Source organism: Devosia sp. Micro-HW1, assembly GCF_056341075.1.
In genome coordinates, this window is the sequence record NZ_CP094375.1 from 1,872,843 (window position 1) to 1,887,158 (window position 14,316).

Here is a 14,316-nt window from a genome sequence, read left to right on the forward strand (position 1 = left end):
CCATCAACAAATTGAAAGAGTGGTGCAGTGCGTTTGGACCCAGGTCCCCCTCGAAGTGCTACCGCGGGGAGACCCGTCATCTCATATCCCTGTTCGGACAACGGTCCCTTCTGGAATGTGAACTGCCAAGACCAAGCGCATAGCGGCAGGGCAAAGTGCGCGACTAAAAAACTAGGACCTTGTCGGCGGTCATTGATGCCGCCGCCAAGGCATCCATGGTGCTTCTGGCCGCTCCGTCGACGACATCGGCCTGAGCGAGACCCCTTGCGTCCAAGCAGCTTCCGCACAGCAGAACCTGTCCTTTGGCCGCCAGGACGCGCCAGCGAACAGCACATATTTGGCGCCGCTCGCCTCCGCCAGGATACGACCGGACGAGATGTGGTCGGCATGGATATGCGTATCGATCACGTAGAGTATCTTCATGCCGGTGGTGGCGGCAGCTTCGAGATAAGGCTCGACGGGGCCGATTGGATCGATAACCGCCGCTGATGCCTTGCCGCCGCAGCCCAGAAGATAGGACGCCCCTACGGGATCGAAGTGTAGAAACTGGCGCAGGATCATGATGGCACTCCGTTGGATCAACCCTTGTGGATGGATCTGTGTTGGTATATTCAATATTTCAATTGAATGATTGAGCAATGATCTGATGTCAAGTCCTTCACCGAAGCTCGCCCTGTTTAAGCAGTTCGCCCTGGTCGCCAAGACGCTGGGTCACCCCCAACGGCTCGAGCTGATCGAACAACTCGGCCAGGGGCCGCGCAGCGTCGATCTGCTCGCAGAAAAGCTTGGGGCGCCCATCGCAAATGTCTCGCAGCACCTGCAGACCATGCGGCGGGCGGGGCTGGTCGCAGCGGAGCGGCAGGGAAAGTTCGTGGTCTACAGGCTGGCTGACGACAGTGTCCTGGCGGCCATGAAGGCGATCCGGCGGGTGGCAGAGAACAATCTGGCCGAAGTGGACAAGATTGTCCGGGGCTATTTCGAAGAGCGCGATAGCCTCGAGCCGGTCACCCGCGAGGAGCTGAGCGGTCGCCTGCGCGACGGTATGGTCACCGTGCTCGACGTCCGTCCTGCCGACGAATTCGCGCTGGGCCATGTGCCCGGAGCGTTGAACGTGCCGCTCTCCGAACTCGACGCCCGCCTGGCGACGCTCGACCCCGAAAAGGACATCGTCGCCTACTGCCGTGGAGCATACTGCGTCATGTCTTTTGAGGCTGTGTCGCGCCTTCGGGCACAAGGGTTCAGTGCCCGGCGCCTTGAAGACGGCATGCCCGAATGGGTGGCGGCGGGCAATGCCGTCGCGTCGTCATAGTTGGGACCGAGGAACCGCAACCATGCAGCCCATGCACCGACAAGTCTTCCTGCTGGCAACCGCGCAGGCCCTGTTCCAGATCGTCTCCGTCCTGGTGATGACCATCGGCGGCCTTGCTGGCAGCATTCTGGCGCCATCGCCCGAACTCGCCACCGCTCCCATCGCAGCCATGTTCCTGGGCACGGCGGTATCGACCGTTCCCGCCTCGATGTGGATGACACGTGTGGGTCGCAAGATCGGCTTCGTCTCCGGAGCAAGCCTGGGCACATTAGGCGGCCTGCTGGCAGCCGGTGGGATGATGACCTCGTCGATCGCGCTGCTGTGCGCCGGCACGTTCCTGGCGGGATGCTACCAGGGCTTCGCGCAGTTTTATCGTTTCGCTGCCGGTGAAGTGGCGGACGATCGTTTCCGGCCCCGGGCCATCTCGCTTGTGCTTGCTGGCGGAGTGGTTGCAGCCCTGGTCGGTCCGCTGCTGGCCCGGTGGGGCGGCGAACTGATGCAGCCAATGTACACCGCTTCATTTCTGTTCCTAGCGGCAACGTCGGCCATCGCAGTCGGCGTGCTGATGGGGGTGAACGTCCCGAGGACAGTGGATACTGCCGATGAGCGTGCTGCGGTCCGGCCCCTCGGCGATATCGTGCGCCAGCCAACGTATTTGGTAGCCCTCTTCGGCGCGGTCACCGGCTATGGCATCATGATCCTGGCGATGACTGCCACTCCCCTGGCGATGACACACCACGACCACGACCTGACAGCGACTGCGACGGTCATCCAACTCCACGTGCTCGGCATGTTTCTGCCGTCGTTTTTCACCGGATCGTTGATCGCGCGATCCGGTGTCTTGCGGATAATGCTTGCCGGCATCGTCCTGCTCACCGCTCACGTGCTGCTAGCCCTGTCGGGGACCGGGTTCTACAGCTTCACCGCCGCGTTGATCCTTCTCGGCGTGGGCTGGAACTTTCTCTATATCGGTGGCACGAACCTGCTGACCCGGACCTACACGACAGCCGAGAAAGGTAAGGCGCAAGCGACCAACGACCTCACCATCTTTGTCGTGGGGTTGGCGGCATCGCTCAGCGCCGGGGTGCTGCAGAACACCATCGGCTGGCAGGCGTTGAACGTATGGCTTCTGCCCTGGCTGGCTGCGGCGGCGGCAGCGATCCTCTGGCTGCAGATGTCCCCGAGGGGCGCCGCCGTTCGCGCCTGAGCGGGCTCAGCCCCTCGGCGCAAATACAATGATGGCGGCGGCGACCAACGCCAGTGCTCCGCCAATCAGGTCCCAGCGATCCGGGGCATGCCCCTCCGCCAACGACAACCAAAGCAGGGACGGTGGGGGAATGCCGCCTCATCGAGACACTAAGTCCGCATGTTGGGACAATCGCTAATAGGCACGCGCTGCCTGTCGTCGCGGCTGCACTCGCGGACAGACGGCTTCTAGGAGGTCGCCAGGGCCGATCAAGGGGCCTGAATGGGGCGCGATGCCGCTCGGCTGCTGCCGACACCATCTCTGTCGCCAAACAGTTCTCATTTCTCGCTCGGGCAGCTGCCATACGGTGGAGGCGATCTGTGTTTTTGGCTGCTATGCCATGTTGACGATCAGCCCCGGATGTCGGTAATTGCAGCCCATGGGGATTGCGAGCTCCCCACGAGGCGCCAGCTGAAGATCGCGTTCCTTTTCAACCCCGGCGACGGAGGAACGCAAATGCCTGCGCCCAATGCCATTTCATCCGACAAACTCACCCGCATCATCGGAACCCCGCGCGCACCCCACGTGTTCGATGTGCGGTCGGAAGAAGATTTCGCGGCCGATCCCAGGTTGCTCCCCGGTGCCACGCGGGTAGATGACCAGGCCCTTGCCGCCCTTGCGGAACAACTCGGCGGGCAGCCGTCGATCGCAGTTTGTCAGACCGGTCACAGGCGCAGTCAGGGCACTGCCGCCTTGCTTCGCGCCGAAGGTTGCCCGTCCGAATATCTCGAGGGCGGGTTCGAGGCCTGGCGCTCTGCCGGGCAGCCGCTGATCGATCCGGCGAAGCTGCCTGCGCGCGACGCGCAGGGCCGCACCATGTGGGTCACGCGCTCGCGGCCCAAGATCGACCGCATCGCGTGCCCCTGGGTGATCCGTCGCTTTCTCGACCCACGCGCCGTCATCCTGTTCGTGGCGCCCGCCGAGGTGGTGGGTGTCGCCGAACGCTACAATGCGGCGCCCTTCGACATCGAGGATGTCTTCTGGAGCCACCGAGGCGAGCTCTGCACATTCGACGTGATTCTGGCCGAATTTGGCTTGAGCATTCCCGCCCTCGATCGGCTCGCAGCCATCGTGCGCGGGGCCGATACAGCTCGGTTGGATATTGCGCCCGAGGCGGCAGGGCTTCTTGCCGCTTCACTCGGTCTGTCGAGGATGTATTCCGACGATCTGGAACAGCTCGAAGCCGGGATGCTTCTATACGACGCCTTCTATCGATGGGCGCGGGATGCCAGCGACGAGACTCACAACTGGCCATCCAACAAGCCGAAGGCAGAATGATGCAGGAAAGGGCGTACCCCACCCTGGCGGAGGCTACCCGTATCTGGGCCCGCATTGGCCTGCTGAGCTTTGGCGGTCCAGCAGGCCAGATCGCGCTCATGCACCGCATCCTCGTCGAAGAGCAGCGCTGGCTGGGTGAGAAACGGTTCCTTCACGCGCTCAACTACTGCATGCTGCTGCCGGGACCGGAAGCCATGCAACTCGCCGTCTATATCGGCTGGCTGATGCATCGCACCCTCGGCGGCATCATCGCGGGCGTCCTCTTCGTGCTGCCCGGCGTCGCGGCGATCATGGCGCTGAGCTGGATCTATGCGCTCTACGGCAATGTCGGCCCGGTCGAGGCGCTGTTCTTCGGGCTCAAGGCCGCGGTGCTGGCCATCGTGGTGCAGGCGGTCATTCGCATCGGCTCGCGTGCGCTCAAGAGCGGGGCGATGGTCGCCATCGCCGCCGCCTCCTTCGTGGCGATCTTCGGTTTCGCCATTCCGTTCCCGCTCATCATCCTCGTTGCAGGCCTGATCGGTTTTTTTGGCGCGCGTGCGGGTCTGCCAGCATTCCATGGTGGCGGCGGACACGGCAAGGTGGGTAGCGTCCAGGTCGATGACGCCGATACCCTGCTGGGCGAAGAGTCGCCGGATCACACGCAGGTCAACCGGGCTTGGGCGTTCCGCATATCGGCAGTGTTCCTCCTGCTCTGGCTGGCTCCTGTCGCCCTGTTGTTCGCCGTGTTCGGTCCGGCCAATGTCTTTGCCCAGATCGCGGGCTTCTTCAGCGTCATGGCTGTGGTGACCTTCGGCGGCGCCTATGCGGTGCTGGCCTATATCGCCCAAGAGGCGGTGCAGAACTACGGCTGGCTTGCTCCAGGCGAGATGCTGGACGGGCTCGGCATGGCCGAGACCACGCCCGGGCCACTTATCATGGTGACGCAGTTCGTGGGCTTCATGGGAGCCTTTCGCGATGCGGGCAGCATATCACCCTTGATGGCGGGAACGCTGGGCGGGCTGCTGACGACATGGGTGACGTTCACACCCTGCTTCCTCTGGATATTCCTAGGTGCCCCGTTCATCGAGCGCTTGCGAGACAACAAAGTGCTAACAGCAGCCCTGACCGCGATCACGGCCGCCGTCGTGGGTGTCATCCTGAACCTTGCCGTCTGGTTTGGCCTGCACGTCATCTTCGAGGAAGTCAGGACAATCACGACCTTCGTCCTCCATCTCGATGTGCCCGTCTGGTCGTCGATAAATCTGGCGGCTGCGGCACTGGTGCTGGCCGCGCTTGTCGCGGTGTTTCGCTTCAAGATTGGCCCCGCTACTGTGCTGGCAGGCTGCGCGATAGCCGGTCTCGTATTGCACTTCGCTGGGATGGTGTAATTCATGATCCTTGATGATGGGGCATACTGCCTCTGGCTCATTGGGAGCCCTTACATCTGCCTAATCGAAGCGTCCGCGTATTGCCTTTAGGGCTTTCCACCCCATCACCCCGAAAAAATGCCGGCGGTCGACCGCGGCAGGAATGGCAGCTTACCGGAAACAGAAAACGCGGCGGGAATGACCGTTCTGGGGCGCCTTGCCGACCGGCCTCTCCCGACCCCATTTCGGACATTCAGGCATAGTCCAAACCGAGCTAAAAGCTGCTATGCCTTTCTGCTGCGGCATGTGCGCGCGCCATAGACACATCGGCTACGCCGATAATTCCAGCGTCTGCGCCCAAAACTGCCGGCCTGATCGTAGGACGCAGGTGGCTGGGCTCCAGCAATAATCTTGCGACCAGCCGATCACGAAATTGCGGCAGCATGCCGATGCCACCGCCCAGCACCACGACCTGCGGATCGATCAATCTTTGCATGTCACCCAAGGCCACGGCCAGATCCCCGACAGCTTCATCGAGCAGCGCGACGGCCCATGGCAGGCCATTTTCGACGCCGGCAAAAATCTCATGCGTCGTGGCGGCATGGCCCAGAGCGGCTGCCGACGCGACCATGCCGAAACCCGAAGCGCGCGCTTCGAGACGTTCCGACGCCGGCGCACCTCTGATCTGACCCAGGCTGCCGGCGAGGCCATTGGCGCCCTGCAGCAGCCTGCCCTGCAACACGATCCCGCCGCCAATGCCCGACGACACGGTGACAAATACCATGTCCCGCGCGCGCCCGGCCCCATGGCGATACTCGCCCCAGGCCGCGGCCTGCGCATCGTTTAGGGCGATGGCCGGCGCATCGAACAGCGTGGTCAGCCGCTGGACCAGCGGCGTGCGCTCGGGAATGGCCAGCGTGCGCGGATTGAGGGCTGACCAATGGCCATCCTGCACCACACCGGTCACGGCGGCGCCGACCGCGTCGTAGCGCCCCCGCCAGTTGGAAGCCAACAAACCGATCGTGCTGAACCACGCATCGGTCCCAACGCCCTGCGGCGTCTTTATCGTCTGCCGTTCGAGAATTTTCCCGTTCCGGACCAGCGCCGCCAGCGTCTTGGTTCCGCCGACATCGAGCGCCAGCACCGTGGTCTTGCTGCCGCTGACCGCCTCATCCACGGCAATACGGAACCATTCGGTGACGTGCTCGGTGCGCGTGATGGCCGAGCCGACACAGACCGCACTGGCGCCTGCTGCAATGGCCGAAGCTGCCGCGGCGGGGGTATTGTAGCGTCCCTCCGCCACGACCACACCGCCCAGCCGGCGGCAAGCCGCCACGAAATCGAGGTCGGGCCCGGCCGGAACCGGCCCGCCGGTATAGCCCGACATGGTGGTGCCCAGAATATCGAAGCCGAGCCGGCTGGCGATCCTGGCTTCCGCTTCCGTCGCCAGGTCGGCCATCGCAAGAGCTCCGGCGGCGTGGATGGCAGCCAGCAGGTCGGCCACCGGCACCGGACGGACCCGGTCGGTGCCATCAACGGCGATGACCGTCGCTCCGGCCGCGGCAAGCGCCTTTACGTCATCGATGAACGGGGTGATGCGCACCGCGCTATCCGGCAGGTCGCGCTTGATAATGCCGATGATCGGCAGGTCGCAGGCCCTGGCCACGGCCGCCACATTGTCCGCACCCTCGATGCGCAGGGCACGGGCGCCTCCATTGCGGGCGGCCTGAGCGAAGGCGACGATAGCGGGGATGGTATCGAGCGGACCATCATCGACCGGCTGGCAGGAAACGATCAGGCCACCCTGGAGATCGGTCAGGAATTGGGCATTGTGCGGCACGGATCGCTGTCCTTCAGGCGTCAGAGAATGTCGTCGCGAATGCAGGCGCGCAGATGCCCCGGCGCAACCTCGCGCAAAGCCGGAACCTCGCCGGCACAGGCCCCGATGGCAAACGGGCAACGCGTGCGGAACACGCAGCCCGACGGCGGATTAGCCGGGCTCGGAATATCGCCGGTCAGGATCTGCCGCTGCGGGCGCGTCGCCGGATCGGGCGAGGGAATGGCCGAGAGCAGCGCCCGTGTATAGGGATGGCTGGGCCTGGCATAGAGATCGGCGGCGGGCGCCATTTCCATGATGCGGCCGAGATAGAGCACGATCACCGTGTCGCAGATATATTCCACCACCGCCAGGTCATGGGAAATGAACAGCATGGTCAGGCCCAGGCGGGTCTGCAGGTCGCGCAGCAGGTTGATGACCTGCGCCTGGATCGACACGTCGAGCGCCGAGACCGGCTCGTCGGCCACGATGAAATCCGGCTCGAGCGTCAACGCCCGGGCAATGCCGATGCGCTGGCGCTGGCCGCCGGAAAATTCGTGGGCGTAGCGGTCGAAGGCGTCGACCGGCAGTTCCACCGCCATCAGCGCCTTTTCCGCGCGGGCACGCCGCTCGGCTCGCGTGCCGATGCCCTGGATGTCGAGCCCTTCGGTCAGCACCTGGCCGATGGTCATGCGGGGCGACAGGCTCGCGAAGGGGTCCTGGAAGATATACTGCATCTTGCGCCGCTGCCGGCGCAATTGCGCGCCCGAGAGCGTGGTGACATCCACGCCGTCGAGCATGACCTGGCCGCTGGTCGGCTCGATCAAGCGCAGCACCGAGCGGCCGATCGTGGTCTTGCCGGAGCCGGATTCGCCGACCAGGCCGACCACCTGCCCGCGGGGAATGTCGAAGGAAATATCCTGCAGCGCCTTGACCACCGCCCCCCGGGAAAAGGCGGCCGGCTTGAAATGCTTGGAGAGGTTTCTGACCGATAGATAGGGCTGTTGCGTCATCAGAGTTCCTGCCAGCGGATGCAGCGGCTTTTCTGCGTCGGCGTCGTCTCGACCAAAGCCGGCATGGCGGCGCTGCAGGCGGCGATGGCGTAGTCGCAGCGATTGGCAAAGGCGCAGCCCTTGGGCAGGTTGCGCAGTGACGGCACATTGCCGCGAATGGTGGGCAGGGGCGTGCCGGCGCGTTTGAGCTCGACCGCCTGGCCCAGCCGGGGCACCGAGCGCAGCAGGCCCTTGGTATAGGGGTGCCGAGGATGGGCGAAGACCTCCGCCACTGGCCCCGACTCGACGATCCGGCCAGCATACATCACCACGACCCGGTCAGCGATCTCGGCCACGACACCCAGATTGTGCGTCACGAACAGGATGCCCATGCCGCGCTCGCGCTGCAGCTTCTGCAACAGATCGAGGATCTGGGCCTGGATCGTCACGTCGAGCGCCGTGGTCGGCTCGTCGGCAATCAGCATGCGCGGATCGCAAGCCAGCGCCATGGCGATGGTCACCCGCTGCCGCATACCGCCAGAAAGCTCGTGCGGATATTGCTGCGCCCGGCGGGCGGGGTCGGGAATGCCGACATCGGCCAGGAGGCGCACGGCATCGGCCGCCGCCTCGCGATGCGGCTTGCCCAGATGGATGCGGATCGGCTCGGCGATCTGCTCGCCCACGGTATAGACGGGATTGAGGCTGGTCATGGGTTCCTGGAACACCATGCCGATGTCATTGCCCCGAATCTGGCGCAGGGTTTCGTCGGACATGGCGGCAAGGTCGACGACCTCGCCGCTCTTGCGCGACAGCATGACCTTGCCGGCGGCGATGCGGCCCACGCGCTTGGGCAGCAGGCCCATCACCGACAGGCTCGTCACCGATTTCCCCGACCCGGATTCGCCGACCAACGCCACGGTTTCACCAGCGGCGATGGTCAGTTCCATGTCTTCGACGGCGGCAATGTCGGCACCGCCGATCCGGAACACGGTCCGCAGTCCAGCAATGTCGAGAATCGGGGCGCCCATGGTCAGCCGAGTAGTCCGACGGCTTTGAGCACGGCGTCGACCTTGGCCGTTTCTTCGTCATTGAGGTGGCGCTGCGGTCGCGCCATGGTGTTGTTGGCGATGATGCCGAGTTGGCGCATCGCGGTCTTGAAGGCACCGACACCGGCCGAACCGGCGCTGGTGCGGGCCGTCGAAATCCAGACAATCTCGAACAGCTTGCAGAGCCGCTCCTGCTCAGCACGCGCGCCTGCGAGATCGCCTGCCTGCACCAGGTTCCACAATTTGACATAGCCATGCGGATCGACATTGGCGAGGCCAGGCACGACGCCGTGGGCGCCCATGGCCAGCACACTATCGACCACGATTTCCGAGCCGGTCATGCCGAAGAAATCGGCATCGTCCTGCATGTCGGCCAACACATAGCGCAGGTTGCCGTCGTCGCCGCTCGAATCCTTGAGGCCAACGATGGCGCCTTCCTTGGCCAGCGTCACCGTGGTCTTGCGGTCGAGCTTCAGCCCCACGCATACCGGAATGTCATAGGCGATGACGGGCAAGTCCACCGCATCCTTGATGTAGCGGAAATGGTCCACGGTCTCGGCCTGGTTGGTCCGCGTGTAGAAGGGCGCGGTCACGACCACGGCAGCGGCGCCGGCCGCCTTGGCGATGCGCGAATGCTTGATGACACGGTCCGTGGTGGGGTCGATCGTACCGACCAACACCGGAACGCGGCCATTGGTGACCTTGATGGCGTGTTCGACAATGGCCTGGCGGGTTTCTGAATCGTGGAACACCACTTCGCTGGTCGAGCCGAGCACGAACAGGCCGTGGACACCGGCATCGATCAGGTTTTCGAGCACCCGGCTAAAGGACGCATAGTCCACGGTAAAATCGGCGTTGAGTGGCGTTACGACAGGAGGGACGACGCCGGTAAACAAGGGCATTTCAGAAACCTTCAGGGTCAGTTGAGAGCGGAGCGAGGGTCGAACGCGTCGCGCAGGCCGTCGCCAATGAAATTGATGGCCAGCACGGTCAGCACCAGGGCCGCGCCGGGGAACATCCATTGCCAGGGATATTGTTCGAGCACGACGGTGGAGCGCGCCAGGTTGAGCATATTGCCCCAACTGGCCTCGGGCGGCGCGATACCCAGTCCGAGGAAGGACAGGCCCGCTTCCAGCAGGATGGCATTGGCGACCTGCAGCGTGGCGTAGACCACCAGGATGTCGATGCAATTGGGCAGGCCGTGCTTGAACAGCAGATGGGGCACGCCGGCGCCCATGCCGCGCGCCGCCACGACGAAATCGCGCTCGCGCAGTTCGAGGAGACGCGCGCGCACCATGCGCGACAAAGTGGGCCAGGACAGTAGTGAGATCACCAGAATCGTCGGCGTGATGCCGGTGCCGGCAATCGAGGCGAGGACCAGCAGGAAAATCACCGGCGGCAGGGTCATGGCGAGATCGACCAGCCGCATGAGCGAGGCATCGACGATCCGACCACCGAAGCTGGCAAAGGAGCCGACGAGGAAACCGATGACGGTGGAAATCGCCACCGAGACGACGGCCACGATCAGCGAGACCCGGCCGCCCTGCAACAACCGCGCCATAACATCGCGGCCCACGCCGTCGCTGCCCAACCAATGTTCGGGCGACGGCCCCTTGTTGAGCGCGCGCAGGTCGATCTCATTTGGCCCCGAGCCCCACCACCAGTCATAGGTGATGATGGCCACAAGGATGGGCAGGAAGATCGCCAGCCCGACCATGGCCGCGCGATTGCCGAAGAAGCGCTCGATGGAGCGGCGGGTCGGCCCCTTGGTCCGTTCGATGGGGGCGGTCGCTGCATCGGTCATGTCAGGCCACCTGGATGCGCGGATCGACCGCGGCGTAAGTGATATCGGTCAGCAGGTTCACCGCGATCACGCAAGCGCCAACGATCAAGGTGGCGCACATGATGACGGGGTAGTCGCGCGTGTTGACCGCATTGACCAAGAGCAGGCCCATGCCCGGCCAGTTGAAGACGCTTTCGAGGAAGATAGCGCCACCGACTGCAATGCCGATGGTCGAGCCGATCAGGGTGACCACGGGCAGCAGCGCATTGCGCGTGGCATGCTTGATGATGACCCAGAATTCCCGGACGCCCTTGGCGCGGGCGGTGCGCACATAGTCCTGGTTCAGCACTTCGAGCAGCGATGAGCGCATATAGCGCATGATCAGCGCGGCATGGCCGATGGAGAGCAGGAAGGCCGGCAGGATGAGATGCGACAGCAGGTCGGACACGGAAAATGGGGCACCCGGCGTCAACATGCCGCCCGAAGGCGCCCAGCGCAGTTGTACGGAGAAGAAATAGAGGCCGAGCAAAGCGGTGAGGAAGGCCGGGCTCGATATGCCGATGGAGGAGGCGACCGAGAGGGCGACATCGGTCGCCGAATTGCGGCGTACGGCGCTGACAATACCGGCGGCGATGCCCAGCACGATGGCGAGGAGCATGCCCGTCCCCATCAGCAGCACCGTCGGCCCGATGCGCTCGAGGACCAGCGGCAGCACGGGCACGCCGGCGCGCTGGATGGAAAAGCCGAAATCGCCTGATATGGCGGCCCGCAGCCAGCCGAAATATTGCACCGGCAGCGGCTGGTCGAGCCCGAGCCTTGCCCGCAAGGCAGCGAGTTCATCCATCGAGAGCGGCGCGGCAGGATTGATATAGGCGTCGATGGCATCACCCGGTGCCAGGCGCAACAGCACGAAGACGAGGACGCTGAGAGCGACCAGCATCAACAGTCCGATGCCGATACGGCGTGCGATGTAGTTCAACATGACCAGGTCCGGTGTGGATGGAAGGCGGCGCGGATCGTCCGCGCCGCCATGCGCAGAGGAGAACCGCGCTTACTTGATATCCCAGAGTTCAGGATGGGCGGCGAAGGGGCCACCGGCCGGCGCCGGCGTCCAGACGAAGTCGACCAGGTCGGCAGATGCCACGCCATAGCGGTTGGCGACCCACATGGTGGCCCAGGGCAGTTGCTCGTTCATCACCTTGCAGACGTCCTGCCAGCGGGCATCGACCTGGCTGGCATCGGTCTCGCCGATGGCGGCATCGAAGGCGGCGCTCAGATCGTCGAACTCGATGCGCATGATGTTGGCGCCGGCTGGCGGCAATTGCGACTTGTTGAGGCCGACATTGATCCCCGCCGGGTTGGGCCCGTTCTGCAGGCCCGCATAGATCAGCGGGAATTCGTTCCAGTCGGGGTTGTTCTCCTGATAGACGGTGCCGTTATAGGTCGGCACGTCGACCACGCGCGGCACGACGTTGACGCCGACCTGGGCCAGCATGGCCTGCACTGCAGCCATCACATTGGCGGCCTGGGGCGAGCCGTAATAGGTCAGCCAGGTGATCGGCTTGTCGCCGTTGATCTCAGCCCAGCCGGCTTCGTCGAGCAGCGCCTTGGCCTTTTCCGGATCATAGGCGTAATCATTGAGACCGTCGGGCACCAGATGGGGCGCGACATAGCCGCAATTGGCGAGCTTGGCGGCACCACCATAGAGGCTTTCCACGATCGCGGCACGGTCGATGGCATACATGAAGGCCTGGCGGACACGAACGTCCTTCCACAGATCGACCTTCTGGTTGAAGCCGATATAGTTGACCACATAAGAGTCGCCTTCGATGACCCTGAAGGCCTCGTTGCCGGCAAAGGTCGCAGCATCTTCCGGTTCGACATAGGTGAACTGGATTTCACCGGCGCGCAGCGCGGCCACCGCGGCAGCCGGGTTCTCGAAATAGCGGTTGATCAGCCGGTCAACCTTGGGCGCGCCGCCACGATAGTCCTCGTCGGCCGCCAGTTCGACATACTGGTCGGTGACATATTTGGTGAACTTGAAGGGGCCGGTGCCGATCGGGGTGGTCGACCACCAGGTGCTGGTGGCGATGCTCTCGGGCGCGACCGAAGCCAGGGCATGCTCGGGCAGGATCATGACCTGGGCCAGCACCGACAGCAGGCCACCATCGGCCTCCGACAGCGTCACGACGACAGTACGATCATCGGGCGCCTCGACATTGGCGACCTTGCCCAGGCGACCGGTAAAGACACTGCCCGAGGCAGCATCGCGGATCAGGTCGAGGGTGAACTTGACGTCGGCAGCGGTGAAGGCCTCGCCATCGTGCCAGGTCTCTTCGGCCAGGTTGAAGGTATAGGTCAGCATGTCTTCGCTGACGGTGTAATCGGTGGCCAGAGCGCCCTCGATGGCGTTCAGTTCCGCATTATAGATTACCAGCGGCTCGAAATAGGTGTTGAGCCAGGTAAAGCCACCGGTGGCGGCGAGCGGATTGAAGTTCTTGGGGAACCCGCCAGGACCGACATCGAAACCGCCGGTAATGGTCTTCCCATCCTGCGCGAAGGCCGGCGTGGTGAGTGCAGTGGCACCAAGCAGCAGGCCACCAATGGCCAGAGCTTGCGTGATCGTCCTGATATGCATGGTTTTCCTCCCCGGAAAGATCAGGCTTTGGATGGTTCGGTGCGGTTCCTGGCAATGACCTGCTGGATGCCGCGATAGTGATCGTCCAGGCGCTTGCGCGCCTGCTCCACGTCCTTGCGAGCGACCGCTTCGACGATTTCGTGATGGTCCCGCCACGTATCGAGCGGTTCAGGGTTGTCGAGATCGTTAAAGTTGGAGGCCTTGTTGAAGGCCGTCCAGAAGATGTCGATCAACGCGCTCAACATGTGATTGTTCTGGCAGCGGAACAGCAATTGGTGGAAGCGCTGGTCCTCCTCGGCGAAGCTCTCCTGCCGCTCCGCCCGCACCTTCATGCGCGCCGTGACATCACGCAAAGCGGCCAGATCCGCCTCGCTGATCATGGCGATGGTCTTGCCGATCAGCCCGGTCTCGAGCACACGGCGGATTTCGCGCAATTCCTCGACGTCGCGCAGCGAGTCCTGCAAGCCATAGGCCAGGTTATCGAGCAGCGGCTTGAAGGAGAATTCCTTGACGAAGACGCCGATGCCGCGCCGCGTCTCAAGGATGCCCAGCGATTCCAGTGCCTTGATCGCCTCGCGCATGGAATTGCGCCCGACGCCCAATTGCTGGGCCAGGAAAGTTTCGGGCGGCAGAGGATCGCCGGCCTTGAGCTGGTTGGCCTCGATATATTCCTTGAGACTCTCCTGCACTGTGACGTGAAGGAGAGGGGCCCGGCTCAACGGCGTCATCGCTTTCAAATTCGACATCGTGGTCCTCGTTTATCTGTTCCAGCTTTCTGGGCAGCACAGATCAACACCGTCAACGCTTGTTGTATAGCGACATATGGGATATCCTGCAAGTCGATATTGGATAGGTGGCCAAA

General features: G+C 63.7%; 14 protein-coding genes and 1 pseudogene. 4 read left to right on the top strand and 11 right to left on the bottom strand.

Annotated elements, in window-relative coordinates; translation table 11 throughout:
• Window positions 1-163: 163 nt before the first annotated feature.
• Complete coding sequence (locus MQW79_RS08890; protein ID WP_236021046.1) at window positions 164-274, bottom strand: hypothetical protein; 111 nt, start codon at window positions 272-274, stop codon at window positions 164-166.
• Between the two features lie 65 nt (window positions 275-339).
• A pseudogene (locus tag MQW79_RS08895) lies at window positions 340-561 on the bottom strand (MBL fold metallo-hydrolase); the annotation flags it as partial.
• Window positions 562-646: 85 nt separating this feature from the next.
• Here MQW79_RS08895 and MQW79_RS08900 point away from each other — a divergent pair.
• A complete protein-coding gene (locus MQW79_RS08900; protein WP_046110301.1) occupies window positions 647-1,309 on the top strand; it encodes an ArsR/SmtB family transcription factor in 663 nt (220 codons plus the stop codon).
• Window positions 1,310-1,331: 22 nt separating this feature from the next.
• Window positions 1,332-2,516 carry an MFS transporter gene (locus MQW79_RS08905; protein WP_052732090.1) on the top strand — a complete coding sequence of 395 codons (1,185 nt, stop codon included), beginning with the start codon at window positions 1,332-1,334 and terminating at the stop codon, window positions 2,514-2,516.
• A gap of 6 nt (window positions 2,517-2,522) precedes the next feature.
• Here MQW79_RS08905 and MQW79_RS08910 read toward each other — a convergent pair whose 3' ends face one another.
• Window positions 2,523-2,624 (bottom strand): hypothetical protein, encoded by a 102-nt coding sequence (locus tag MQW79_RS08910; protein WP_407931798.1) that lies wholly within the window; start codon window positions 2,622-2,624, stop codon window positions 2,523-2,525.
• 387 nt (window positions 2,625-3,011) lie between these two features.
• Here MQW79_RS08910 and MQW79_RS08915 point away from each other — a divergent pair, with 387 nt between their 5' ends.
• Together MQW79_RS08915 and chrA are read left to right on the top strand one after the other, a co-directional pair.
• Window positions 3,012-3,833, top strand: a complete 822-nt coding sequence (locus MQW79_RS08915) for a chromate resistance protein ChrB domain-containing protein (protein WP_046110321.1) — start codon at window positions 3,012-3,014, stop codon at window positions 3,831-3,833.
• Window positions 3,833-5,200 (top strand): chromate efflux transporter, encoded by a 1,368-nt coding sequence (chrA, locus tag MQW79_RS08920; RefSeq protein ID WP_476588207.1) that lies wholly within the window; start codon window positions 3,833-3,835, stop codon window positions 5,198-5,200. Before MQW79_RS08915 ends, chrA begins: the two co-directional genes overlap by 1 nt.
• Window positions 5,201-5,453: 253 nt before the next feature.
• Here chrA and MQW79_RS08925 read toward each other — a convergent pair whose 3' ends face one another.
• From MQW79_RS08925 to MQW79_RS08960, 8 genes are all read right to left on the bottom strand, one after another.
• The gene (locus MQW79_RS08925) at window positions 5,454-7,019 is read right to left on the bottom strand and encodes a putative N-acetylmannosamine-6-phosphate 2-epimerase (protein WP_476588081.1); all 1,566 of its coding nucleotides are present in this window, start codon (window positions 7,017-7,019) and stop codon (window positions 5,454-5,456) included.
• Window positions 7,020-7,039: 20 nt separating this feature from the next.
• Window positions 7,040-8,008: an ABC transporter ATP-binding protein gene (locus MQW79_RS08930; protein ID WP_126148580.1), complete on the bottom strand. Its 969-nt coding sequence runs from the start codon at window positions 8,006-8,008 to the stop codon at window positions 7,040-7,042.
• On the bottom strand, window positions 8,008-9,015 hold the full coding sequence (locus MQW79_RS08935) for an ABC transporter ATP-binding protein (protein ID WP_476588082.1): 1,008 nt from the start codon (window positions 9,013-9,015) through the stop codon (window positions 8,008-8,010). Before MQW79_RS08935 ends, MQW79_RS08930 begins: the two co-directional genes overlap by 1 nt.
• Window positions 9,016-9,017: 2 nt before the next feature.
• Complete coding sequence (locus MQW79_RS08940; protein WP_476588083.1) at window positions 9,018-9,935, bottom strand: dihydrodipicolinate synthase family protein; 918 nt, start codon at window positions 9,933-9,935, stop codon at window positions 9,018-9,020.
• Window positions 9,936-9,952: 17 nt separating this feature from the next.
• Window positions 9,953-10,837 (bottom strand): ABC transporter permease, encoded by an 885-nt coding sequence (locus tag MQW79_RS08945; RefSeq protein ID WP_476588084.1) that lies wholly within the window; start codon window positions 10,835-10,837, stop codon window positions 9,953-9,955.
• 1 nt (window position 10,838) lies between these two features.
• On the bottom strand, window positions 10,839-11,798 hold the full coding sequence (locus MQW79_RS08950) for an ABC transporter permease (RefSeq protein WP_126148576.1): 960 nt from the start codon (window positions 11,796-11,798) through the stop codon (window positions 10,839-10,841).
• Window positions 11,799-11,867: 69 nt separating this feature from the next.
• On the bottom strand, window positions 11,868-13,454 hold the full coding sequence (locus MQW79_RS08955) for an ABC transporter substrate-binding protein (protein WP_476588085.1): 1,587 nt from the start codon (window positions 13,452-13,454) through the stop codon (window positions 11,868-11,870).
• 20 nt (window positions 13,455-13,474) lie between these two features.
• Complete coding sequence (locus MQW79_RS08960; RefSeq protein WP_067458795.1) at window positions 13,475-14,200, bottom strand: FadR/GntR family transcriptional regulator; 726 nt, start codon at window positions 14,198-14,200, stop codon at window positions 13,475-13,477.
• Window positions 14,201-14,316: the final 116 nt, after the last annotated feature.